The organism is Pseudaminobacter soli (ex Zhang et al. 2022), assembly GCF_014595955.1.
Lineage (GTDB): Bacteria > Pseudomonadota > Alphaproteobacteria > Rhizobiales > Rhizobiaceae > Kumtagia > Kumtagia pseudosoli.
The window spans coordinates 226,916-248,868 of record NZ_JABVCF010000001.1 but is presented as its reverse complement, the minus strand read 5'-3'; the positions used below and the strand labels follow the sequence as shown (position 1 = coordinate 248,868).

17 protein-coding genes and 1 pseudogene are annotated in these 21,953 nt (G+C 63.0%); 12 read left to right on the top strand and 6 right to left on the bottom strand.

Annotated features, from left to right (window positions below; genetic code table 11):
- Positions 1-504 precede the first annotated feature (504 nt).
- From HUI96_RS01185 to HUI96_RS01160, 6 genes and pseudogenes are all read left to right on the top strand, one after another.
- Positions 505-1,158 carry an SGNH/GDSL hydrolase family protein gene (locus HUI96_RS01185; protein ID WP_188252796.1) on the top strand — a complete coding sequence of 218 codons (654 nt, stop codon included), beginning with the start codon at positions 505-507 and terminating at the stop codon, positions 1,156-1,158.
- A gap of 110 nt (positions 1,159-1,268) precedes the next feature.
- Complete coding sequence (locus HUI96_RS01180; protein WP_188252795.1) at positions 1,269-2,459, top strand: glycine C-acetyltransferase; 1,191 nt, start codon at positions 1,269-1,271, stop codon at positions 2,457-2,459.
- A gap of 37 nt (positions 2,460-2,496) precedes the next feature.
- Complete coding sequence (gene tdh / locus HUI96_RS01175) at positions 2,497-3,531, top strand: L-threonine 3-dehydrogenase (protein WP_188252794.1); 1,035 nt, start codon at positions 2,497-2,499, stop codon at positions 3,529-3,531.
- Between the two features lie 142 nt (positions 3,532-3,673).
- Positions 3,674-4,183 (top strand): annotated as a pseudogene (locus tag HUI96_RS01170) (HPP family protein).
- Positions 4,184-4,320: 137 nt separating this feature from the next.
- Positions 4,321-5,334: a fumarylacetoacetate hydrolase family protein gene (locus HUI96_RS01165; protein WP_188252793.1), complete on the top strand. Its 1,014-nt coding sequence runs from the start codon at positions 4,321-4,323 to the stop codon at positions 5,332-5,334.
- 28 nt (positions 5,335-5,362) lie between these two features.
- Positions 5,363-5,917: a DinB family protein gene (locus tag HUI96_RS01160; protein WP_188252792.1), complete on the top strand. Its 555-nt coding sequence runs from the start codon at positions 5,363-5,365 to the stop codon at positions 5,915-5,917.
- A 90-nt stretch (positions 5,918-6,007) separates the two neighbouring features.
- On the opposite strand, the gene HUI96_RS01155 is transcribed toward HUI96_RS01160, so the two are convergent.
- Together HUI96_RS01155 and HUI96_RS01150 are read right to left on the bottom strand one after the other, a co-directional pair.
- Positions 6,008-6,952, bottom strand: a complete 945-nt coding sequence (locus HUI96_RS01155; RefSeq protein WP_188252791.1) for a threonine ammonia-lyase — start codon at positions 6,950-6,952, stop codon at positions 6,008-6,010.
- 87 nt (positions 6,953-7,039) lie between these two features.
- Positions 7,040-8,131, bottom strand: a complete 1,092-nt coding sequence (locus HUI96_RS01150; RefSeq protein ID WP_188252790.1) for a DUF4432 family protein — start codon at positions 8,129-8,131, stop codon at positions 7,040-7,042.
- A gap of 691 nt (positions 8,132-8,822) precedes the next feature.
- On the opposite strand from HUI96_RS01150, the gene HUI96_RS01145 reads away from it, so the two are divergent.
- From HUI96_RS01145 to HUI96_RS01120, 6 genes are read left to right on the top strand one after another with little or no spacing between them, the layout of a single operon-like run.
- The gene (locus tag HUI96_RS01145) at positions 8,823-9,812 is read left to right on the top strand and encodes a glycosyltransferase family 2 protein (protein WP_188252789.1); all 990 of its coding nucleotides are present in this window, start codon (positions 8,823-8,825) and stop codon (positions 9,810-9,812) included.
- Complete coding sequence (locus tag HUI96_RS01140; RefSeq protein WP_337917807.1) at positions 9,809-11,605, top strand: ABC transporter ATP-binding protein; 1,797 nt, start codon at positions 9,809-9,811, stop codon at positions 11,603-11,605. Before HUI96_RS01145 ends, HUI96_RS01140 begins: the two co-directional genes overlap by 4 nt.
- A 5-nt stretch (positions 11,606-11,610) precedes the next feature.
- Complete coding sequence (locus HUI96_RS01135) at positions 11,611-12,831, top strand: glycosyltransferase (protein ID WP_188252787.1); 1,221 nt, start codon at positions 11,611-11,613, stop codon at positions 12,829-12,831.
- Positions 12,828-14,132, top strand: a complete 1,305-nt coding sequence (locus HUI96_RS01130; protein WP_188252786.1) for a glycosyltransferase family 2 protein — start codon at positions 12,828-12,830, stop codon at positions 14,130-14,132. The genes HUI96_RS01135 and HUI96_RS01130 overlap by 4 nt, the downstream gene beginning before the upstream one ends.
- Positions 14,129-14,869: a class I SAM-dependent methyltransferase gene (locus HUI96_RS01125; RefSeq protein WP_188252785.1), complete on the top strand. Its 741-nt coding sequence runs from the start codon at positions 14,129-14,131 to the stop codon at positions 14,867-14,869. Before HUI96_RS01130 ends, HUI96_RS01125 begins: the two co-directional genes overlap by 4 nt.
- Positions 14,866-16,095 carry a glycosyltransferase family 4 protein gene (locus HUI96_RS01120; protein WP_188252784.1) on the top strand — a complete coding sequence of 410 codons (1,230 nt, stop codon included), beginning with the start codon at positions 14,866-14,868 and terminating at the stop codon, positions 16,093-16,095. Before HUI96_RS01125 ends, HUI96_RS01120 begins: the two co-directional genes overlap by 4 nt.
- An 18-nt stretch (positions 16,096-16,113) precedes the next feature.
- Here HUI96_RS01120 and galE read toward each other — a convergent pair whose 3' ends face one another.
- The 4 genes from galE to HUI96_RS01100 form a co-directional block, all read right to left on the bottom strand.
- Positions 16,114-17,088: a UDP-glucose 4-epimerase GalE gene (gene galE, locus HUI96_RS01115; protein WP_188252783.1), complete on the bottom strand. Its 975-nt coding sequence runs from the start codon at positions 17,086-17,088 to the stop codon at positions 16,114-16,116.
- A complete protein-coding gene (locus HUI96_RS01110) occupies positions 17,085-18,059 on the bottom strand; it encodes a UDP-glucuronic acid decarboxylase family protein (protein WP_188252782.1) in 975 nt (324 codons plus the stop codon). Before HUI96_RS01110 ends, galE begins: the two co-directional genes overlap by 4 nt.
- 259 nt (positions 18,060-18,318) lie before the next feature.
- Entirely contained in the window at positions 18,319-19,659 is a 1,341-nt protein-coding gene (locus tag HUI96_RS01105) for a c-type cytochrome (protein WP_188252781.1), read from the bottom strand.
- 31 nt (positions 19,660-19,690) lie between these two features.
- On the bottom strand, positions 19,691-21,952 hold the full coding sequence (locus tag HUI96_RS01100; RefSeq protein WP_188252780.1) for a xanthine dehydrogenase family protein molybdopterin-binding subunit: 2,262 nt from the start codon (positions 21,950-21,952) through the stop codon (positions 19,691-19,693).
- Position 21,953 lies beyond the last annotated feature (1 nt).

The window sequence follows — 21,953 nt, the reverse complement described above, 5'->3', positions numbered from 1 at the left end:
GGAGCTTTCCGAGCGCTTGGTCTCTCAAGGCCATTACAATTAATTTTGACAGGAGGTCATTTCGATTGGGCTGTGGACCCGATTGAGAGTAAGGTTTTCGGGTCGATTGCAATCGATCTGACAGGGAGGTTTTACATGCCGACTTGTGATCAATGCGGAAACAACTACGACAAAGCAATCCAGGTTATGTCAGCCGGACAAACCTATACGTTCGACAGCTTCGAATGCGCGATACAGAAACTTGCACCGACTTGCGCGCATTGTGGCGTGAGGGTCATCGGGCACGGGGTCGAGCAGAACGACGTCATCTATTGTTGCGCTCATTGCGCGGCGCAGGAAGGCGCCACGGGCCTCAAAGATCGGGCCTGATCCGCGCCTCACCGTACAATACGATCGCAGTAATCCCCTCTGATGGGCGGACGCAGCATTGCGCGCGCCATCAAGGCCGCATCTAATCCTGGGAGCCACAACATCCCGCCAGTACGGCGCGGATCAGGAGGCGCCATGAGTTCGCTCGCTCGACATATCCGCAAAGCAGCTCTGGTCCTTTCATACTTAACTCTGCTGGGGAGTTCTCTCGCAACCGGAAACGCTTGGGCTCAGCCGGCGACTGTGGTCGTGCTCGGTGACAGCAACGCCTCCGGCTCCGGCGTAGGCAGAAGGGCGGCGTTCCCGGCGCAGTTGGATGCGATCCTTCACAGTCGAGGGCACGACGTGCGCGTCATCAATGCCGGTGTGGGATGGGATACGTTCGAGCGGATGCTCGCGCGTCTCGACGCCAGTGTGCCCCCGGGAACAAGCCTCGTGATCGTCCAGGGCGGCTACAACGACGTGGTAGCCCGCACCCGACCTGAGGCCATTGTGGCAGCTATCGACGGGATACTCGCGCGGCTCAATGCGCGTCGCATAAAAGCGGTTCTCTGTGGCTTCTTCTACCCGGACTGGGACGCGGTAGGACGCAGCCTTTCAAGAAGACATCACGCGATATTCGTGAGCGGCAGCGCCTGCTACGATCCCGACCATCGTGGGCCTGATGGGGTCCATATGGCCGCTGCCGGGCATCGTGTGGTGGCCGCTCGTCTCGCACCCATTGTCGAGCAGGCACTGTTCCCGCGGATGGGGATGACAGTTTACGACCGACGTCACCGCAGCGAATGACCGGGCCATCGCGGCCCCCTGCAACAGCCAATGGTCCCGGCAGAGGTCGCATTTCCGATGGATTTCGTGCCTGCCCTGCGCGAAAGTGCTCCCTCACGAGGACTATCGGCATGCGCGACGCGTTTCTTTCCCATCTCCGGAACGAGCTTAAGGGTCTGAAATCCGCCGGGCTCTACAAGAGCGAGCGGGTGATCGTCTCGCCGCAATCGGCCGAGATAGAGGTAGAGGGCGGCGGCAAGGTCCTGAACTTCTGCGCCAACAATTATCTCGGCCTCGCAGACAACGACGAACTGCGCGAAGCGGCCAAGGCGGGGCTGGACCGCTACGGCTACGGCATGGCCTCCGTGCGCTTCATCTGCGGCACCCAGGAGGAACACAAGCAACTCGAGGTGAAGATCGCCGAGTTCCTCGGGATGGAGGATTCGATCCTCTATTCATCGTGCTTCGATGCCAATGGCGGCCTGTTCGAGACGCTGCTTACGGAAGACGACGCGGTGATCTCCGATGCGCTGAACCATGCCTCGATCATCGACGGCGTGCGGCTCTCGAAGGCGAAGCGTTTCCGCTACGCCAACAACGACATGGCAGCGCTCGAAGAAGAGTTGAAGAAGGCCGAAGGCAGCCGCGTCAAGCTGATCGCAACCGACGGCGTGTTCTCGATGGATGGCATCATCGCCAACCTGCAGGGCGTCTGCGATCTCGCCGAGAAATATGATGCCATGGTGATGGTTGACGACAGCCATGCCGTCGGAGTCGTCGGTAGCCATGGCCGCGGCTCGCCCGAGCATTGCGGCGTCGAAGGCCGCATCGACATCATCACGGGCACGCTCGGTAAGGCGCTCGGCGGCGCTTCGGGCGGCTACACGGCGGCCAGACGCGAGGTGGTCGAGTGGCTGCGTCAGCGTTCGCGCCCCTATCTCTTCTCGAACACACTGATGCCGGCCATCGCCGCGGCCTCGCTGAAAGCCTTCAAACTGATCGAGAACGGGGAGGAACTGCGGAGAAAGCTCTACGACAACGCCGAGCGTTTTCGCCGCGACATGACGAGGCTCGGCTTCACCTTGGCGGGCGAGGGACATCCGATTATCCCAGTGATGCTGGGCGACGCCGCCTTGGCGCAACAGATGGCTTCGAAGATGCTGGAGCGCGGCATCTATGTGATCGGCTTCTCCTTCCCGGTGGTGCCGAAAGGCCAGGCGCGCATCCGCACCCAGATGTCCGCCGCGCATTCGACCGCTGATATAGACCGGGCGATCGCGGCGTTCAGAGCGGTCGGAAAAGAGCTCGGAGTGATTAGGTAATGCTCCTGAGTCGATCCCCAAACTGGAGATGTCGTTGATGTCCAACATGATGCGCGCCCTGGTCAAGGCGAAGGCCGAGCCGGGCATCTGGATGGAGCAGGTGCCGGTTCCCGAGATCGGCCCCAACGACGTGCTGATCAAGGTGAAGAAGACCGCGATCTGCGGTACCGACGTCCACATATACAATTGGGACGAGTGGGCGCAGAAGACCGTGCCGGTGCCGATGGTAACGGGCCATGAGTTCGTGGGCGTCGTGGCGGATTTCGGCGCGGCGGTGACCGAGTACCGCGTCGGGCAGCGCGTCGCCGGCGAGGGCCACATCGTCTGCGGCCATTGCCGCAACTGCCGCGCGGGCAGGGGGCATCTCTGCCGCAACACGCTGGGGGTCGGCGTGAACAGGCCGGGCGCGTTCGGCGAGTATATTGCTATCCCGCAGCACAATGTGATTCCGATCCCGGATGACATTCCCGACGAGATCGCCGCCATCTTCGATCCGCTCGGCAATGCGGTTCACACCGCGCTGTCCTTCGATCTGGTGGGCGAGGACGTGCTGGTCACTGGCTCAGGACCGATCGGCATCATGGGCGCGCTGGTCGCCCAGAGCGTCGGCGCCCGAAAAGTCGTCATCACCGACATCAACCCCGTCAGGCTGCAACTCGCCAAGAAACTCGGCGTGCATCACGTCGTCGACGCCTCGAAGGAAAAGCTCAGCGACGTAATGCGCGAGGAGGGCATGCGCGAGGGGTTCGATGTCGGCCTTGAGATGTCGGGTTCGGCGGGCGCCTTCCGCGACATGATCGACGTGATGAACAATGGCGGCAAGATCGCCATCCTCGGCATCGCCCCGACGGGCTTCTCGATCGACTGGAACAAGGTGATCTTCAAGATGCTCACGCTGAAGGGCATCTACGGCCGCGAGATGTTCGAGACCTGGTACAAGATGATCGCGCTGGTCCAGGGCCCGCTCGACGTTTCCGGCCTCATCACGCATCGGATCGGTGCGGAGGACTACCTCGCGGGCTTCGAGGCCATGAAGAGCGGCAATGCCGGCAAAGTGGTGATGGATTGGTAGCGCACGCGCCACAGGGAAAATCATTTCCCTGCTGGCCCACAATATGAGAACGCAGTCGTCATGACGCGGGGCACGGCGTCTGCTATCCGGGCCGGCCATTAGCTTTGTTCCTGACGGGCCTGCCTCTTAGCTTTTTCCTGAAATGCGCCGCCATATCCTTCCCTTCGTCATACGTCATGAGCCGAGCGGCCGGATGCTCGGTCACCTGAAGTCCGGCGCGGGTTCGGCAATCGGGCTGAGCGGCGTCGGTGCGCTGTCCTCGCTGACCGAGCTTCCGCTGCTGATCGCTCCGCTTGGTGCGACCGTGGTGCTGCTGTTCGGCCAGCCGGCGAGCCCGCTCGCCCAGCCGATCAACATTTTCGGAGGCTATCTCTTTGCGACCATCGTCGCGGTCGCCGCCGCCCTGAGCTTTCCAGGCAACTGCTAGGTCGCGGCGCTCGCGGTCGGCGTGGTGATCGCGGGAATGCTGGCGCTGCGCATCACGCATCCGCCGGCTGGCGCCGTCCCACTGGTCGCGCTTGGCTCGCCGGCGCAGAGCATGACGCTGTTTCCGACCATCTTCATGGCCTGCATGAGCCTTCTCGTGCTCGCTTTGCTGCATCACCGCATTCCGCCGCGCGTGCAATATCCCCGGCCATTGCCGCAGAACTGAGCTTTTCCTCGCCCCTTCAGGGGGAGAGGGGCCGAGCGAAGCGAGGCGGAGAGGGGGCGAACAGCTACACACATACACACCTGCCTTGACGCAGGGCGACGATCGCCTAGGCTCCCTCGAGGTCAGGAGGAGACGCGATGAAGCTTGCCAGCCTAAAGGACGGGTCGCGAGATGGCGGGCTCGTCGTCGTCTCGCGTGACCTCACGCTCTTCACCGACGCTTCCTTCCTGGTTCCAACTCTGCAGTCGGCGCTCGACAACTGGCAGCGCGTGGCGCCGCATCTGCAGGCCATGGCCGAGTCGCTCGAGGCCGGCGCCGTGCCTGCCGAACGTTTCCACGAGCATCATGCCCATTCGCCCCTGCCGCGCGCCTACCAATGGGCTGATTGTTCGGCCTATGTGAACCATGTGGAACTGGTTCGAAGGGCGCGCGGGGCGGAGATGCCGGAGAGTTTCTGGACCGACCCGCTGATTTACCAGGGCGGCTCCGATTCCTTCCTGGCACCGCGAGATCCCATCATCATGGCCGACGAGGATTGGGGTATCGATTTCGAAGCGGAAGTCGCGGTCGTCGTGGACGACGTCCCAATAGGTGCCTCGGAAGAGGAGGCTGAGGCGGCGATCCGGCTGATCATGCTGGTCAACGACGTCAGCCTGCGCGGACTTGCCCCGGCCGAATTGGCGAAGGGTTTTGGCTTCTTCCAGTCGAAGCCGTCCTCCGCCTTCTCGCCGGTCGCGGTCACGCCCGACGAACTGGGCGAGGCGTGGGACGGCGAATATCTGCATCTGCCCGTCAATGTAGACCTGAACGGAAAGCCGTTCGGCCGGGCTAATGCCGGTGTCGACATGGTTTTCAACTTCCCCCGGCTGATCGCGCATGCGGCGAAGACCCGGCGGCTGGCCGCGGGCACCATCATCGGATCGGGCACGGTGTCTAACAAGCTGGACGGCGGCCCTGGCAAGCCGATCGCGAGAGGCGGTGTCGGCTATTCCTGCATAGCCGAGCAGAGAGTGGTGGAGACCCTCGAGACGGGCTCGCCGGAGACGCCTTTCCTGCGCTTCGGCGACACGGTGCGCATCGAGATGAAGGACCTCGCGGGGCATTCGATCTTCGGCGCGATCGAGCAGACGGTGCAGGCGGCGGCGAACTGAAATCAGTAGCCTCTGAGGGACAAGCGGTATGGACCTCCTTTCCCACTACCGCCGCATGGCGGCGAACAATCTGTGGTCGAACGACCGGCTCTATCGTGCGGTACACGCGCTGCAGCCGGGCGAGTTCGAGGCTGAGCGCACGAGCTTCTTTCCTTCAATCAAGGCCACCCTCAATCACGTGCTGTTGGTCGATCTCTACTATCTTGGGATGATAGAGCAGGACGGCGTCGGACGGGCCATCCTCGACCGCTATTCCGACTTCGACGATTCAGCTGAGCTCGCGGCCGAGCAGGCTGCCTTCGACCGGCGGCTGCTTGCCTTCTGTGAAGCGCTTGGCGAAGGCGACCTGGATCGCCAGGTATTTACGGACCGCGGCGAAAACGGGCAGATCCCAGAACACGTCGGCGACCTGCTCGCGCATCTCTTCATCCACGACATCCACCATCGCGGCCAGGTCCACGCGATGCTGTCGGGCGCCTCGGTACAGCCGCCGCAACTCGACGAGTTCTTCCTGGATTTCGACTGGAAGCTGCGGCGCGACGAGGTGACTCGGCTAGGTCTTCACGTCGAAACTGAGGCGTAGTCTGAGGTGGCATTCTGACCCGAAGAGGGAGGGCAAAGGGCCGCGACCGGGCGGCTCGGGAAGCCGTCCCGTTACCCGCCCCAAGCCGCCTTACGGCGCCGTGCCTTCTGCCCCGGCGCCGCAGATCAAGGCGCATATTCTCCGGCTCTCATCAAAGACGCGATGGCCGCTGCGCAGCGCCGCGATCGAGGCGGCGCCCGATAGATCGGCAGCGATCCCGTACTCATACCAGAGCCACTGCGAGGCGCTGAGCATAGCCTCGTCACTGACCAGAACGACATCCGACACGAGGCGGCGGGCGATCTCGAATACGCGCTCGTCGGTCCGCCGGCAGCTCATCGTGGCCACCCGGCTGGTGACCTCCGGAAGGGTCACCACCGCGCCGGCATCGAGGCTCGCCTTGATTGTCGGCGAGCCGACCGGCTCGACGGCGACGATCCGGACGTTGGGCCGGTGCGCCTTGATCGAGGTCGAAAGTCCGGCAATCAGACCTCCGCCGCCGATGGCAATCACGATCGTGTCGAAGTCTTCTATCTGATCGAGGATCTCCAGTCCAAGCGTGCCCTGACCCGCGACGACCAGTGGGTCGGCGAAGGGATGGAAATAGGCCGCGCCGCTGGATCTTGCGAATTCCAGCGCCGCCTCGTTCGAGGCGCTCCACTCCGCGCCAACGACGCGCACCTCGGCGCCCCATTTGTGCATCTTCTCGACCTTGGCGGGTGAGACGGTCTCGGGCACGTAGACGAAGGCCGGCACGCCCGCGACATGGGCGGTGCGCGCCACGGCAAGGCCGTGATTGCCGCCCGACGCGGTGATGATGCCATTCGCGATCTCAGCCCTGTCCGCACCGAGCAGCCGGTTCATCGCGCCGCGCGCCTTGAACGATCCCGTGACCTGGTTGAGTTCGAGCTTCAGCGTTACGCTGGCATCGACCGGGAGGTCCTCTCGTGCCAGCGTCGCCTCCATGATAGGCGTGCGCCGTACAAAGGGGCTGATGCGCTCGTGCGCCGCATCGATGTCCGCAATGGTGATCATTCTTGGCCCTTCCAAGAGGTTTGGCGCTCCGGCAGGCTGGCGGAGGAAGTTGACATGCCTGCAAATGGATTTGTCCAGCGAGCCAAATCAGCGGCCGCGGATCGATCCGATGGCGGCTTCGAGGAGGTCGGCGCTAGGCTTGTCGACCGCACCGAACCGCATCGAGGTCCGATAGGAAGCGCCCGGTGCGATCCAGACCAACTGCTTGTTGGCAGTGGCGGCCGCCAGCCCATCCGGCGGAGCGGTTGCCGGAAGTACGATCCCCAGCGCATCCTGATCCGGGCCGCGCGTGATCCAGCGCACTGCGTATGGAAGTTCGTCGGGACGGTACGTGACGAAGTCGGCGGTCCCGTCGGGATGCCGCTGAAGGGCATGCGCCCAGCCGTCTTCACCTGCGGCCGCATTCATCGTGAGGACCAGTTCCGGTTGGATCGGCGTTCCCGGCCGGAGCGTTCGATGGTGAGCCGGATCGGCGGCGATCGCCTTGTGATATGCGATGACTTCAGGCCGTTCCTCGGAGGAGAGCTTTGGGACGCGCACAGCAACATCTGCCCTGTCATCGCGCACAGTGTCGACCAGGACGCCGCCATCGATCGGGCGGAAATTGATGTGGGCGAGGTAAAGGAAGGGCAGGGGCTTTCCCGCCCGGTTCTCCACCTCGATCGATACTTCGAACGCAGTTTCCCCCTCGCGGATGCGGATGGCCGGGCGCGCGACAAAGTCGTGGTGGAAGGCGAGCGTGTCACGGCCGGCGCCGGTCAGGTCGACATATGCGCCTTCGTCGTCGCTGCCGAAGAGAAGCTGGGCGCTCTGATATGGGAGGTTGGGGAGTTCGCCATGAAGCGGGTGGGTGTCGGTCGGACCCGGATTGCCCATCGACGTGCCGCCGCAATGCAGGAAAAACGCGCCGTACGTCCTGAGATACTCGCGGGCCGGCTGCGGTTCATCGAACGGCGAATGCATGGTGAGGCGGCGGCCGAGGAACGTCGCGTCCCAGATCTGCTGGCCCTGGAACGGCAGCAGGACCGCTGTTCCAGCGCCGTTCTCTACCCGCAGCGCCGCGACTGCGGAGCGATAGCGGAACGCGGACACGGCGAACCCGCCGCTGGTTGCGATGATTTTTTCGCGATCGCCGAACAGGGAAGGATCAAGATCGATGACGACGGGCGTGTCAGGCATGGCGTGATCCGGCGGCTGGTCCGACTTGCGAGGCGCGTCAAACATCGTACGGGCCTTGCACGGGAGGGCGTTCCGCCAGTCGAGTCAAGTGCCACGCCTGAAATACGATCGAGCTGACACTTGCCTTAGCCGCATTACGGAAACCGTCTCGGAAAGTGCGGCTATGAATGATCGGAGCCGGATCGTCGGGCTATCGATGCATTGAAATGGCCATCCGATCCAGGATCGGGATTTGGCTCAGCCGAACGGACCTTCGGGACAAAAACTCCTCTCACCCAATCATGGGCGGACTTCATTGTCCGATTGGATTTGTTCGCCGCCTTACCAACCTCAGGTTGAATCCACAGGGATAGCGACGGCACTTTGTCTCACGAGGCCTTGTTCGCCCGGTGAGAACTCAAATTGGACAAATTTAATTCAAAGGTTGCCGCAAATCTTAGAGAAGCTCACCGGTTGTGCGAATACCTGAAATAGCCTTTTTGCCGCGCGGCATCATAACGCCCTGCAAGCGTTACCTTGCAGACGCGGACCTGTTCGACGGTCCGTGGCAGTCTGCACGGCTAGGTTGCATTGCGGACAATTCAACTTGGGGCGGCATCGGGGCCTTTGGGCACGGATCTTCGTATGCTCAGGAGGCCGTTCGATTTCGGATATGCGCCACCGCAGGCCTGACGGTTTGGGGCGCCGCCCGTTGAAAGTCGACAGCGTTCCCGTCGGCGTTGTCGTGCCGATGTACAATGCCGAGCGTACCATCGGCGCCACCCTGGAAAGCGTTCGCGGCCAGTCATATCCTGCGCTGGATATCATCGTTGTCGACGATGGGTCGACCGACGGATCGGCGGCGATCGTGGAGGAACACGCATGCCGTGATCCGCGCATTCGCCTGATACGGCAGGAAAATGGCGGTGTGGCCGCCGCGCGCAATCTCGGCGCCGCATCGACCGAAGCCGAGTTCCTGGCCTTTGTCGACGCCGACGACCTATGGGCGCCTTCCAAGATCGCGCAGCAATTGTGGGCACTGCAGGAAGGTGGGCCCACCGTCGGGCTTGCCTATTGCTGGTTCGCCCAGATCGATGCCGAAAGCCGCGTCTATTCACTCGACAACCGGCCCTCGGCCGAGGGATGGGTGCTGCGGCGCATGTGTCGCAACAATTTCGTCGGCAATGGCAGCTCATTGATGTTGCGCCGCGCAGCCTTCGATGCGGCCGGCGGGTTCGATCCTTCCTTGCGGGCGAGGAACGCGCAAGGCTGCGAGGACATGCTGATGTGCCTGCGTGTTGCCGCACAGTTCGAATTCCGCGTCGTTCCCCAGTATCTCGTCGGCTACCGCATGACGAACTCCAACATGTCGAGCGATGTCCGGCAGATGTTGCGCTCGTGTGAAATCGTGTTCGCCGAGTTCCGCGAGAAGCATCCGGAACTCCGCGACGACCTCGATGCCCATCTGGTCGACATGCTGCAGTGGCTCGTCGTCAGGGCACTGGTCGGCGGCTGCGTTTTGGCGGCTGGTGAGTTGATGCGTCGGCTGGCGACACTGGAGCCACGAATGGCCCTTTCGCGCCTGCCTGGCATGCTTGACACCTACTGTCGGGCCCGGCTCGTGCCGCAATGGGCCAAGGCCGGGTGGCGACGTGTCCGCGGGGCCCAGCCGCGGCCGCCATACGGGGAGATGGCTTGGTGACGCCGTCGCTGCCGGCGCGGATGCGAAGGATCTTCCGCCTAGCCGCTGCTCCTGTCTGGGCGGGGCCGGCCATTGTGGCGCTCGGCCTTACCGCGGCTGTGCTGGAAGGCGCCGGGCTGTTCCTCTTCATTCCGCTCATCGAGAGTCTTGGCGCGACGGCCGAGCCTAGCAGGTGGAGGCCGCTCTTCGAGGGGATCCTGTCGCCAATTCCCGAACATTACGTGACCGCAGTCCTGGTTGTCGTGCTGTGCGTCAGCATATTGCTGAAGATTGCCGTCAACCTCATCAACACGTGGGTGACCAGATACGTCGACGGGCTTGTTGCCCACCAGCTCAGATGCCGCGTGTTCGAACAGACGATCAGCTCATGCATCGACTACCGAGCCGAAAACAGGCGAGCCGATATCGTCACCACGATCGCGAACAATACCTGGAAGGTCAGCCAGGGGCTGAGTCTGTGCTACCGGCTGATCATCTGCGCCTGCACCTTCGTCGTGTTCGTTGCGCTGATGCTGGCGATCTCCGCCCGCCTGACGTTGCTTTCGCTGCTGTTTCTTGTGGTGACCGCGTCGGCCATCCGGTTCGCGACGCGTCGCGCCGATGAGACCGGCAAGGCCGTCGTCGAGGAGAACAAGCAGTTCGGGCTGCGCATGTGGGAGAGCATCGCCGCCCTGCAACTTATCCGGGCCTTCGCCCGGGAAGGATATGAGAGCCAGCGCCTCAGGCAGATATCGGATCGGGTGCGGCAGCGCTTGCTGCGCCTCGACATGCTCTGGGCGGTGCCGGGGCCGGTTTCCGAAATGTCGATCGCGGTCATGATCGGCATCCTGATCCTCGCCGCGGAGCGCACCGGTACCGGCATCGCCGCGCTCGCCGCCTTCCTGTCGCTGCTCTACCGCTTGCAGGGACCCGTCCGGGAGTTGCTGCAGTCGAAGATCGCGCTGGATGGCATCGGTGCGGCAATCGACGATGTCGACGATTTCCTGCGCGCCACGGACACGCCTTTTCTCAGCACTGGAAGTGTCGCCGCGCAACCGATCAGGCATGCGGTCGAATTCCGTGATGTGTCGTTCCGCTATGCGCCCGGCGAACCACTGACGCTCGATCGAGTCTCGTTCAGCATACCGGCCGGCAAGACCACTGCCATTGTCGGCGAATCCGGCGCTGGCAAGTCCACCGTGATGTCGCTGCTCTTCCGCTTCAGGGATCCCACATTGGGTGAGATCGTCGCCGACGGGACCCCGCTCCCTGCATTCGACCTGCATAGCTGGCGCGAGCGGCTCTCCGTCATGTCGCAGGATGTCTACCTGTTCAACGACACGATTGCCGGCAACATCGAATATGCCGATTTCGACGCTGGTCCCGAACGGATAAGAGATGCGGCGCGGATAGCGAGGGCCGATGACTTCATCACCTCGCTGCCCGAAGGCTATGACACCAAGGTCGGCGATCAAGGCATGCGGCTTTCGGGCGGGCAGCGGCAGCGGATTGCGCTTGCCCGCGCGATCCTGCGCAATCCAGACATCCTGCTGCTTGACGAGGCGACGAATGCACTCGACATCGAGACGGAACAAGCCTTTCAGCTCGCGCTCGAGCAATTCTCCAAGAACCGGACCTTGGTAGTCATCGCGCATCGCCTTTCGACAGTGCGGGCGGCCGATCAGATCATAGTCATGTCGAACGGGCGCGTCGTCGAGGTCGGTCCGCCAGATCAGTTGCTCAAGCGGCCCGGTCATTTTGCGCGGCTTTACGATCTTCAGAGCGGGCATTTGTCCGTTGCGGCGGCGAGTTGACGAGAGTGGCGTACCGACTCGTCGAAATCGAGCTGTCGAAGCCGCTAGAAGCAATCGAGTTCGCGCCCGAAGAAAGCGGCGTCGGGCTGATCGCGCGCTGGCACGATCAGTTGGTCGGCTTCGAGATGATCGCCCGTCCCTCGGGCTCGATGCTTTCCGCCGAAGAGCTCCGCGAGTTTGCAGATCGGCACTTTGCCGCGCGCGTGCTCATCGCAAAGGTCGAGCATGAATTGGCGCAGAGCGCGCCTCCGAGCGCGGCGCTGTCCTCGCTCAGCATTGCGATCTGCACCAAGGATCGGGCGCAGCGGCTGTCCCGACTGCTCACCTCGCTCGATGCGGTGCGCAAGAATTCTTCGTTCGCCGCCATCGAGATCGTCGTCGTCGACAACGCCTCGACGGACTCAACCACGCGCGAAGCTGTCGAGCGCTTCGATGGTATTCGATACGTGTTCGAGCCCAAAGCCGGGCTCAATTTCGCCCGCAATGCAGCCCTTGAAGCCGCCACCGGCGCGTTGATCGCATATCTCGACGACGACGTGGTCGTCGACCGCAACTGGCTTATCGGCCTCGCCAAGGCCTGCCGCGACAATCCCGGTGCCGGCGGGTTCACCGGGCTGGTGCTGCCATACCGCCTCGATACCGAAGCGCAGATCTATTTCGAGCGGCGCGGCGGCTTCGGGCGCGGCTTCTACCGCAACGAATTCCGCAATGCCCGGTTCGACAATCCGCTCCATCCGGTCGGGGCGGGGGTGCTCGGCGCCGGCTGCAATATGGCCTTCGAGCGGAAGTTGCTGATTTCCCTGGGTGGTTTCGACGAGGCCCTCGACACCGGCGCGCCACTGCCCGGCGGCGGCGACCTGGATATCTTCTATCGTGTCCTGCGCTCCGGCCGGACGATGGTCTATGAGCCGCAATTCGCCGTCTACCATGAGCATCGCGAGACGATCGCCCAGCTCAGGCGGCAATATTGGTCCTGGGGGCTCGGTATGATGGCCTTTCTGGTCAAGTGCAGGCGCAGCGACCGCGAGTTGCGCTCCCGGCATGGCGCCATGGTCCGCTGGTGGTTCGTGGATCAAGCCAGGGCGCTGGCGCGCGCCGTGCGCGGTCTTCGCGGTCGCGACGTCAATTTCGGCATTGCCGAAGTTTGGGGCGGCATACGCGGCCTCGCCGGCGAGTACGACCGCTCGCGCTCCCGCGTGCAGGCGATACGCGAGTTGAACCGATGACCGCGCAAAGCCTTCCCGTGAGACATATCGACCTGAGCACCACGCACAAGGACACTCATGGGGGCGATGCGGCCGCGTTCTCGGTCTTCTGGTGGAAGGACCTGCCGCTGGGAATGCGCGCTTCGCTTCCCGAGGAGCTGCCCTTCGGCGAAGCGCAGCTCCGCCAGTTCGCGGCCGAATTTGGCGCCGCTCAGCTCGCGGCGCGCAGCCCAACCCTCGGCGCTCCGCTCAGGGCGACGTTCGAGGGCCGGCCAAAGCAAGCGCTGATATTGGCTCACCTGCTCGGCGCGGACAATCTCGTTGATCAACTGGACCGACTGGCCGCCCCATCGGGGATGTCCGCTCAGGACATCTCGGTCGTGATCTGCACGCGCGACCGCGGAGAAGCGCTTGCCGGATGCCTGAAGAGCGTCACAACGCAGCAGACCCCTCCAAGCGAAATCATCGTCGTCGACAATTCCGTCGACGGCAATGCTAAATCGATATGCCGACGCTTTCCCGAAATCCGCCATGTGCATGAGCCGCGCCCTGGGCTTAGCGTCGCGCGCAATGCAGGGATTCGCGCGAGCTGCGGCGAAATCATCGCCTTCACCGATGACGATGTCGAGCTTCATCCAAGCTGGACTGCAGAGGTCGGACGCGCCTTCCTGGACGAGAGCATCGACGCCCTGACCGGTCTTGTTCTGCCAGCCCAGTTGGACACCCCTGCGCAGCGCATCTTTCAGCTGGACATGGGAGGATTCGGGACGACCTTCGTACCATTGCGCTTCGATCACCGCTTCCTCGAAGAGACTCGTCCCCACGGGGCGCATGTCTGGAAGATCGGTGCCGGCGCCAACATGGCCTTCCGGCGCAAGATGTTCGAGCGTATCGGCCTGTTCGACGAGCGACTCGGAGCTGGAGCGGCCGGCTGCTCCGAGGATTCCGAGCTTTGGTACAGGATGCTCGCCAATGGTGGCGTGTGCCTCTACGAGCCACGCGCCGTGGTCTTTCATCACCATCGCAGGGAGTTGTCGGAGCTGCGTCAGCAGATGCGGTCCTATATGAGGGGCCACGTCGCCGCACTCGTCGCGCAGTATGACGAGTTTGGCGACCGCGGCAATCTCGTCCGCATTTTCGGGCAGCTTCCGATTTATTTCCTGAGGACCTTTCTCAAAGGCCTTCTCGAAGGCCGCAACGGCCGCCCCGAAACCTTGACCGCTGAGGTCGCGGGTTGGACCGCTGGTCTACAGTTTCTGTTCCGGTCCGGTTGGCGCAGGCAACGCGCGCCGCGGCTTTCCGCCGGCGGAGCGGGCCAATGAGCCGCAAGGCGCCGCTCGGCGCCTTTCTCGCCCGCAACCCGTTCCCCAACGGTTTTACGGACGGGCTGTTCTATCGTGAGAAGATGAGGGCGATCCATCGTGTCGCTCCGGCCGAGTTGCAAGGGCGCGGACGCGTGCTGGAGGTCGGCGGCGGGCGCAGCGGGCTGGCGAGCCTGCTCTACCCGAAAGCGGACATCGTCACGCTGGATATCGACCCCGAGCTTTCGAAGAGCCAGCCGAGCTGGGAGCGCTCCATTTTCGTCTGCGGCGATGCGCGTTCCCTGCCCTTTGCGGACGACAGCTTCGACGTTGTGACGCTGTTCGACGTGCTCGAACATATCGAGGAGGACCATCGCGCCGCGCAGGAAGCCCTGCGCGTCGTCCGGCCCGGCGGCTGGGTCCTCGTCTCTACTCCGGAGGCCAACTGGCACTATCCCTATTACGCGGCGATGAAACCCTATTGCCCGCATGAGAGCGAGCTGATGCAGGAATGGGGGCATGTCCGCAGAGGTTATTTCGACCCGGAGCTTGCGGCGCTTTTCGGCAGACCGTCAGAGCGGCGGGCGACGTTCATCAATCCGGTCACCGCATTCTTCCACGATATCGCTTTCTCGCGACTCGGCCGACGCCGCCGCAAGCTCCTCTATGCGTTGGCGGCTCCGCTGACGGCGATCGGTTACCTCCTGCACAGGCCCTCCACGCGCGGCACCGAGACGGCCTTCGCTTGGCGAAAATGACCGGTACCTCCAGGATCATCGCTCTCTTTCCGTGGGGAGACGTGGTGGAGGAGTTTCTCGATCCGATCGGCCTGCGGCTCGAGGATTTCGTTGAGCGCATGACCGGCGGCTGGCTGTTCGGCTATGCGGCCGCGCTGCGACTCGCCGGGTATACGCCCATTATTGTCTGCGCGTCGGAGCGTGTGGACCGCATCACGCACCATCATCATGCCGCGACCGGCACGCCGATCTGGGTCGTGCCCGGCAGGCGTGCTCGAAAGGACGGATCGGACGCCGCCCATAGCCTTCGGCGCTGGCGGGCGACACCGCTTTCGGCATTTCGCGAAGTGCTCGCCGGCGCGGGATGCGATGTGATCCTGGCGCAGGAATACGAATACACCCGCATCGACGCCCTGGCCCTGCTCGCATGGCGCATGGGCATACCGCTCTACGCGACGTTTCAGGGCGGCGACCGCACGCTTTCGTGGATCGAGGGAGTTGCCCGGCAGGCATCGTTGCGTACCTGCAGTGGATTGATCGTAGCCTCTGCGGCAGAGCGCGAGAGGCTTTCCCATGCCTACCCACGCATTCGCCTGAACATCGTCGACATCCCCAATCCCATAGATGCGCAGGAGTGGCAGGCAATCGACCGCCAGGAGGCACGCGCCGCGCTTGGCTTGCCCGCGGACAGCTTCATCGTCGTCAACCACGGGCGCATCGACATCCGCAGGAAGGGACTCGACGTGCTCCTGCAGGCGTGGTCGGCCTTTGCCGACGATGCGAAGGCGCGGCTGGTGATTATCGGTTCCGGTCAGGACCGAGAGCCCTTCGCGGAACTGCTGCGCAACAGTGGCTTCCCGAATGTGAGCTGGCGTTCCGACTACACGACGGACCGCGCCTTTCTTCGGCAGTGGCTTTCAGCGGCCGACATATACGTCACGGCTTCCCGCATCGAAGGAATGCCCGTCGCACCGCTGGAGGCGATGGCCTGCGGCCTGCCTCTGGTGGCGACCGACGCTCAGGGATTGCCGGACATCCTGGCTGAAGGCGAAGCGTCGGGCGGTCTTTTGGTTCGCAAGGAGGCGCCGCAAGAGATCGCGGATGGCCTGAAGAGGCTGCGCGCCGATGTGGAACTGCGCCGCCGCCTCGGGCTCGCCGCGCGCCACCGTGTCGAGCAGAAGTTCTCGCTAAGGGCTGTCGGCGCGGCGCTCGACACATTGCTGAGCGCGGATGCGCGCCACGCCTAAACTTGACTGGCAGTGATCCTAGAGTTGCCGGCGATACCAGGCGAGTGCCGTCTCCGCGATCCTGTCGATATCGGACTGCTGCGGAAACCAGCCCAGTTCCCGCTCTGCCTTGCCGCGCGCGGCCACCAGTATCGGCGGGTCACCGGGCCTGGGCGGTCCGTATGCCACGCGTAGCTGCGATCCGGAGAGCCGGCTGACCGCCTCGACCAGTTCGCCTACCGTCGTCCCGTTCCCGGTTCCAAGGTTGTAGACATGGATGCCGCGCTCGCCGAGCAGCTTCTCGGCGGCCAGCACATGGGCCTGTGCAAGATCGCTGACATGGATGTAGTCGCGGATCGCGGTTCCATCGCGCGTGTCGAAGTCGGTGCCGTTGACGGTGAAGGTCCGATCCTGCTTGAGCGCGGCTTCGATCGCCAGCGGAATGACGTGTGTCTCCGGCTCGTGCCGTTCGCCGATCTCGCCGTCAGGATCACAGCCGGCAGCATTGAAATATCGCAGCATGACAGCGCTGAGCCCGTAGGCCCCCGCAAAGTCCTCGATCATCCGCTCGATCATGAATTTCGACCATCCGTAGGGATTGATCGGCGCCTGCGGATGCTCCTCGTCGATCGGCGTGCGCGACGGGATTCCGTAGGACGCGCAGGTGCTCGAGAAAATCAGCTTGTCGATGCCGACCTTCCGCATCTCCTCGAGCAGGACGAGCGAGCCGACGCTGTTGTTGCGGTAATAAATCTCCGGTCGCTCAACGGACTCGCCGACATAGGCGTAGGCCGCGAAATGAGCGACGACATCCGGCCGGTGTCGCTCAAGCGCGGCACCGATTTCAGCGGCGTCGGCGATGTCGCCTTCGACCAGCGGTCCCCATTTCACGGCCTCGCGCCAGCCGCGCGAGAGATTGTCGAATACGATGACCGTCCAACCCGCACGCGCAAAGGCCTTACAGCAATGGGAGCCGACATAGCCGGCCCCACCCGTTACCAGAACTGTCTTCATTCGGCGGCAAGACGGGTGCTGCGTTCAGAAGCCAAGAGGCTGTCGAAATAGGCGATCGTTTTGCCGAGTCCTTCACGAAGTTGCGTTTGCGGCTCCCAGTCGCAGGTCGACCTCGCCAAGGCTATGTCGGGTCGCCGGTATTTGGGGTCATCAACGGGCAGCGGCAGGTGGTGGATCTCGGAGCGGCTGCCGGTCAGTTCCAGCACCAACTCGGCCAATTCAAGCATGGTGAATTCGCCTGGGTTGCCGAGGTTCATCGGGCCAGTAACCTCGTCGGGCGTCTCCATCAGGCGGATCAAACCGGTGATGAGATCGTCGACATAGCAGAACGACCGGGTCTGCTCGCCATCTCCGTAGACGGTGATCGGCTCGTTTCGGAGCGCCTGCACGATGAAGTTGGATATGACGCGCCCATCGTCCGGACGCATCCTCGGCCCGTAGGTGTTGAAGATGCGTGCAACCTTGATCCGCAGCGAATGCTGTCGCCAGTAGTCGAAGAACAGCGTTTCGGCGCAGCGTTTGCCTTCGTCGTAGCAGGAGCGCGGCCCGATCGGATTTACATTGCCCCAATAGCCTTCTTGCTGCGGATGGACGTCGGGATCGCCGTAGACTTCTGACGTGGATGCTTGAAGGATCCTTGCGTTCAGACGTTTTGCCAGACCCAGCATGTTGATCGCGCCATGCACGCTGGTTTTCGTGGTCTGCACCGGATCATGCTGATAGTGAACGGGACTGGCCGGGCAGGCCAAGTTGTAGATCTCGTCGACCTCCATATAGAGCGGGAACGTCACGTCGTGACGGATGACCTCGAAGGCCGGATTGGAAAGGAGGTGCGCGACATTCCACCGACTGCCGGTGAAAAAATTGTCGACGCAGATGACCTCATGCCCTTGGGCGAGGAGGCGTTCACATAGAAACGAGCCCAGGAAGCCGGCGCCACCTGTCACCAAAATTCGCTTTGGGTGCTGCAAGACGAAACTCTCCTAACCAGTCAGCCCTTTCGCCGTAGGAGAGTAATGGGGCAACTCAAAGGTCATGCCAGCTTTCGCGGGTCATATCGCGTAAGGCATTGAAATATTAGAAACTTGTGCTGTGATTGTCGTTCCCCTACCGGGCAAGGTTCAAAGTATGGTCAATTCTCGGTGGACTATTCCGCACCGCCCGGATCGGTCCTCGGATTCAGCTTCGCTGCATGGGCCACGAACCGCAAAGCGGTTCGTGGCCATACGCTCAGCGCATCTGCAACAGAATGACTCTGTCACTGAACGGATTGGTCCGATCACGCAGGTCACGAACCTCTTCGACCGTGACAGCGCCACCCGTATTGCCCCACGATTTGCGAACGAAGGTTGCGAGGTCAGCGATATCCTGATCTTTCAGGGTCACCCTGTAGGGCGGCATCCGGTAGCTGTCCGGCACACCGTTGGCGACCACGCGCCCGGCACCATTCACGATGATGTTGATAACCGACGCGGGCGTATCGGCCAGCAGCGACGACGAACCGGCAAGCGGTGGTACGAATGACCCACGCGCCTTTCCGTCCCGTCCGTGGCAATGGCTGCATTTCTGCAGATAGAGCTGGGCACCGGGCTCCGCAGCAGACATGCCACCCGCGAAGATCGCCTGGGTGCTGTCGTCATATTCCCAGACCGGTTCAGGATCGCGCGGCAATGACTTCATGTAGTGGGCCATCGCTGAGAGATCGTCGTCGGTCATAAAGGTGGTGGAGTTGTTGAACGCCTCCATCATCGAGCCGAAGACCACCGCATGCTTGTTGCGGCCGGTCTTCAGGAACGAGACGATTTCGTCTTCCGTCCAGCGACCGATACCATTGCCAGACTCGCCGCGAAGCGCTGGAGCATACCAGCCGTCAAGCAATGCGCCGCTGAGGAAGGCCGGATCGGTCTCGTCCAATCCGAGTTCCTGCATCGCCGTGCCGCGTGGCGTATGGCAAGAGCCGCAATGCCCTCCAGCCTGCACCAGATAGGCTCCGCGGTTCCACTTCGCGTCCTTGGTCGGGTCGGGCTGGTACGTACCTTCGCGATAGAAGAGCAGGTTCCAGTATTCGATCGGCCAACGGGCGGAAAGCGGCCATGGGATGTTGGAGGCCGGAATGGCTTCGGCGACTGGCTCCACATGGTTCATGAAGTAGTCGTACATCGCCGCGATGTCCTCATCAGACAGCTTGGCGTAGGACGGATAAGGCATCGCCGGATAGAGGCGCCGACCGTCCGGCGCAACCCCACGCCGCACGGCCCGATCGAAATCGGCAAGCGAGTAGTTGCCGATGCCGTGTTCGCGGTCGGGGGTGATGTTGGTGGCGTAGATCGAGCCCAGCGGCGTCCCCATCTCGAGGCCGCCAGCGAAGGGTTTGCCATGTTCGGTCGTATGGCATGCCACGCAATCCGAAACACGGGCTGCGTATTCGCCGACCTCCACAGGCTTGGGCTCTCCAGCGACCTTTCCGTCGAAGGAGCTCGAGGGCAGCCGGGTCCCATACCAATATGCGAAGCCGGCAACGACAAGGGCGAGCAGCAGCAGATGCCCGAGCACTCTTCCGCGTCTTTTCATGATCTATGTTGTCCCTCGCGAAAGCGGCGTCTCAGACGCCACCTCCCCAACTCAGATCATGCTCCCGGAAAGGCTGCGTACGCAGGCGCTTGCCGGTGATCTCGAAGATCGCATTGGCCAGCGCGGGGCCGACGGGACCGACCGGTGGTTCGCCGATCTCATCGTAACGTTCGTGGTCGGTGAGCGCCTCGAAATGGACGTGAATCTCCGGAGTGTCGCCCATCCGGATCACCGGATACTCGTCGTAATTGCCTTCGACGATCCGTCCATGCTCGACGTTGAGCTTCTCGTTGAGCGCGAGATTCAGGCCAAAGATCGCGCCTCCTTCCAACTGTACCTGCACGGCATCCTTGTTCATCACCCGGCCGGTGTCGAAAGCGACATCGATGCGATGCACCTTGAGCTTTCCAGAGTTGGAGACCTCGGCGTGAACGACCGATCCCAGGGTCGTGCCGTGGTGCGGTTTTCCGCCCATGCCCCAGTTGCCGATCGCGACGCCGCGGGCTTGACCCTTGGGCAGCGGGCTGCCCCAGCCGGACTTCTCCTTCAGCACCTTGAGGATCTTGACCCAGCCTTCGTCTTCCCACTTCTCGTAGATGCGAATGCGATAGTCGAGCGGGTCCTCTCCGGCAGCGCGCGCCATATCGTCCAGGAAGCTTTCCAGGAAGAAGCAATTCGAGTTGAAACCCGGCCCGCGCAATGGTCCGGTCTTGATGTGGAAGTCGCGCACCACCGAACTTTCGATCTGTACGTTCGGCAGGACCAGCGGCAGAGCCGTATCGGCAAGCCCCCTCGTGAAGAAGCCCGGGCCGCCGGCCACGCGCGCAAGCAGCGCCGAAGGCAAACCATCTTCCCCGAGGCGCGCCTTGAGATGGGCTCCCATCAGCGGGCGATAACGCCCCTGGCGCACCGATTCCTCGCGGCTCCAGATGACGTGGACCGGCACGCCCGGATAACCCTTGGCCACCGCAACCGCGACACGTGAGTCATCGCCGTAGACCCGGCGTCCGAACCCGCCGCCTACGAACGTCTGATGAACCTTGACCTTCTCCGGCGCCACGCCGGTTTCCTGCACGGTGACGACGAACACCTGCTGCGTGTGCTGCGACGGGGTCCAGACTTCGACGCTGTCCTTGTCCACCTTTACGGTGCAGTTAAGCGGCTCCATCTGCACCTGATCGCAGTAGGGTGTCAGGTATTCCGCCTCAAGGATCTTGCCGCCCTTCTTGAACTCGGCCTCGACGTCGCCGACGGACAATTCGATGTTGTCGCCCGCCTTGCGCGCGGCTCCCATCGCCGCGTCGTTCATCATCTCGGTGTTGGCCCATTTGGCCCCCGGACCGTCATCCCAAACGACCGGCAACGCGTCCAAGGCGGTGCGAGCCTGCCAGTAATGGTCGGCGATCACCGCCACTGCGGCGGGGACGGCTGATGGGCCGAGCGGAAAGACAGCCTTCATCTTGTCCGGTTCGCCCGGCTCGGTCGGCTTGACCTCGACCACGGCGCGGACGCCAGGCATGTGCCGGATCGCTTCGAAATCGTAGCTGACGAGCGTGCCGCCCATCACTGGAGACTGGCGCAGCGCGGCATAGACCATTCCGGGCACACGAATATCCATGCCGTAGATGGCCTTGCCGGTGACGATCTCGGGAATCTGGATCTTTGCGGGATCGACCTTGGTAAGGAAGGTCCACTCCTCGCGGGTCTTCGGCTTCGGTTCCTCTGCCAGCGTGACAGCGGCGGCAACTGAAAGGAACTCGGTGAACGGGGCCGACCGGCCCGACGAGTGCGATAGCATGCCCTCGCTGACGGTGATCTCGGCGGAGGCCACGCCCCATGCTTCGCCGGCGGCGCTCTTCAGACGTTCGCGCGCTCCTGCAGCGGCGGTCATGTAGGCGGTACGACGCGGCTCGGAGGTCGAGCGGCCTGAGAAATAGGCCAGCGCGCCGCCAACCTCAGAATAGACGCCACCCAGAGCCTCGTTTCTTTCGGGGGCGGCATATTCGGCGCGGATGTCTTCCCAGCGGCAGGCCAGTTCCTCCCGGACATAGGCGCAGGCCTGTGTCAGCGGACCGTTACCGATGTCTGGGTGCGTGACGTAGACGGTGACCTTGCCGTCATTGTCCATGCGCAGCCAGGGCGTGAAGCTCGTGGCCTCGCCAAAACTGTCCCAAGGCTCGGCATTGACGGTGGCAGCCACCGCCGGCCGGCTCAACCCCATGACCAGCGCCCCACCTGCGCCGAGCATAGCCGTGATGAAACCACGGCGAGAAAGCTTAAAACGTTCGGTCATC

Coding starts and splice junctions, on each gene's coding strand:
- HUI96_RS01185 (WP_188252796.1), top strand. CDS start 505: ATGAGTTCGCTCGCTCGACATATCCGCAAAGCAGCTCTGGTCCTTTCA.
- HUI96_RS01180 (WP_188252795.1), top strand. CDS start 1,269: ATGCGCGACGCGTTTCTTTCCCATCTCCGGAACGAGCTTAAGGGTCTG.
- tdh (WP_188252794.1), top strand. CDS start 2,497: ATGTCCAACATGATGCGCGCCCTGGTCAAGGCGAAGGCCGAGCCGGGC.
- HUI96_RS01165 (WP_188252793.1), top strand. CDS start 4,321: ATGAAGCTTGCCAGCCTAAAGGACGGGTCGCGAGATGGCGGGCTCGTC.
- HUI96_RS01160 (WP_188252792.1), top strand. CDS start 5,363: ATGGACCTCCTTTCCCACTACCGCCGCATGGCGGCGAACAATCTGTGG.
- HUI96_RS01155 (WP_188252791.1), bottom strand. CDS start 6,952: ATGATCACCATTGCGGACATCGATGCGGCGCACGAGCGCATCAGCCCC.
- HUI96_RS01150 (WP_188252790.1), bottom strand. CDS start 8,131: ATGCCTGACACGCCCGTCGTCATCGATCTTGATCCTTCCCTGTTCGGC.
- HUI96_RS01130 (WP_188252786.1), top strand. CDS start 12,828: ATGACCGCGCAAAGCCTTCCCGTGAGACATATCGACCTGAGCACCACG.
- HUI96_RS01125 (WP_188252785.1), top strand. CDS start 14,129: ATGAGCCGCAAGGCGCCGCTCGGCGCCTTTCTCGCCCGCAACCCGTTC.
- HUI96_RS01120 (WP_188252784.1), top strand. CDS start 14,866: ATGACCGGTACCTCCAGGATCATCGCTCTCTTTCCGTGGGGAGACGTG.
- galE (WP_188252783.1), bottom strand. CDS start 17,088: ATGAAGACAGTTCTGGTAACGGGTGGGGCCGGCTATGTCGGCTCCCAT.
- HUI96_RS01105 (WP_188252781.1), bottom strand. CDS start 19,659: ATGAAAAGACGCGGAAGAGTGCTCGGGCATCTGCTGCTGCTCGCCCTT.
- HUI96_RS01100 (WP_188252780.1), bottom strand. CDS start 21,952: ATGACCGAACGTTTTAAGCTTTCTCGCCGTGGTTTCATCACGGCTATG.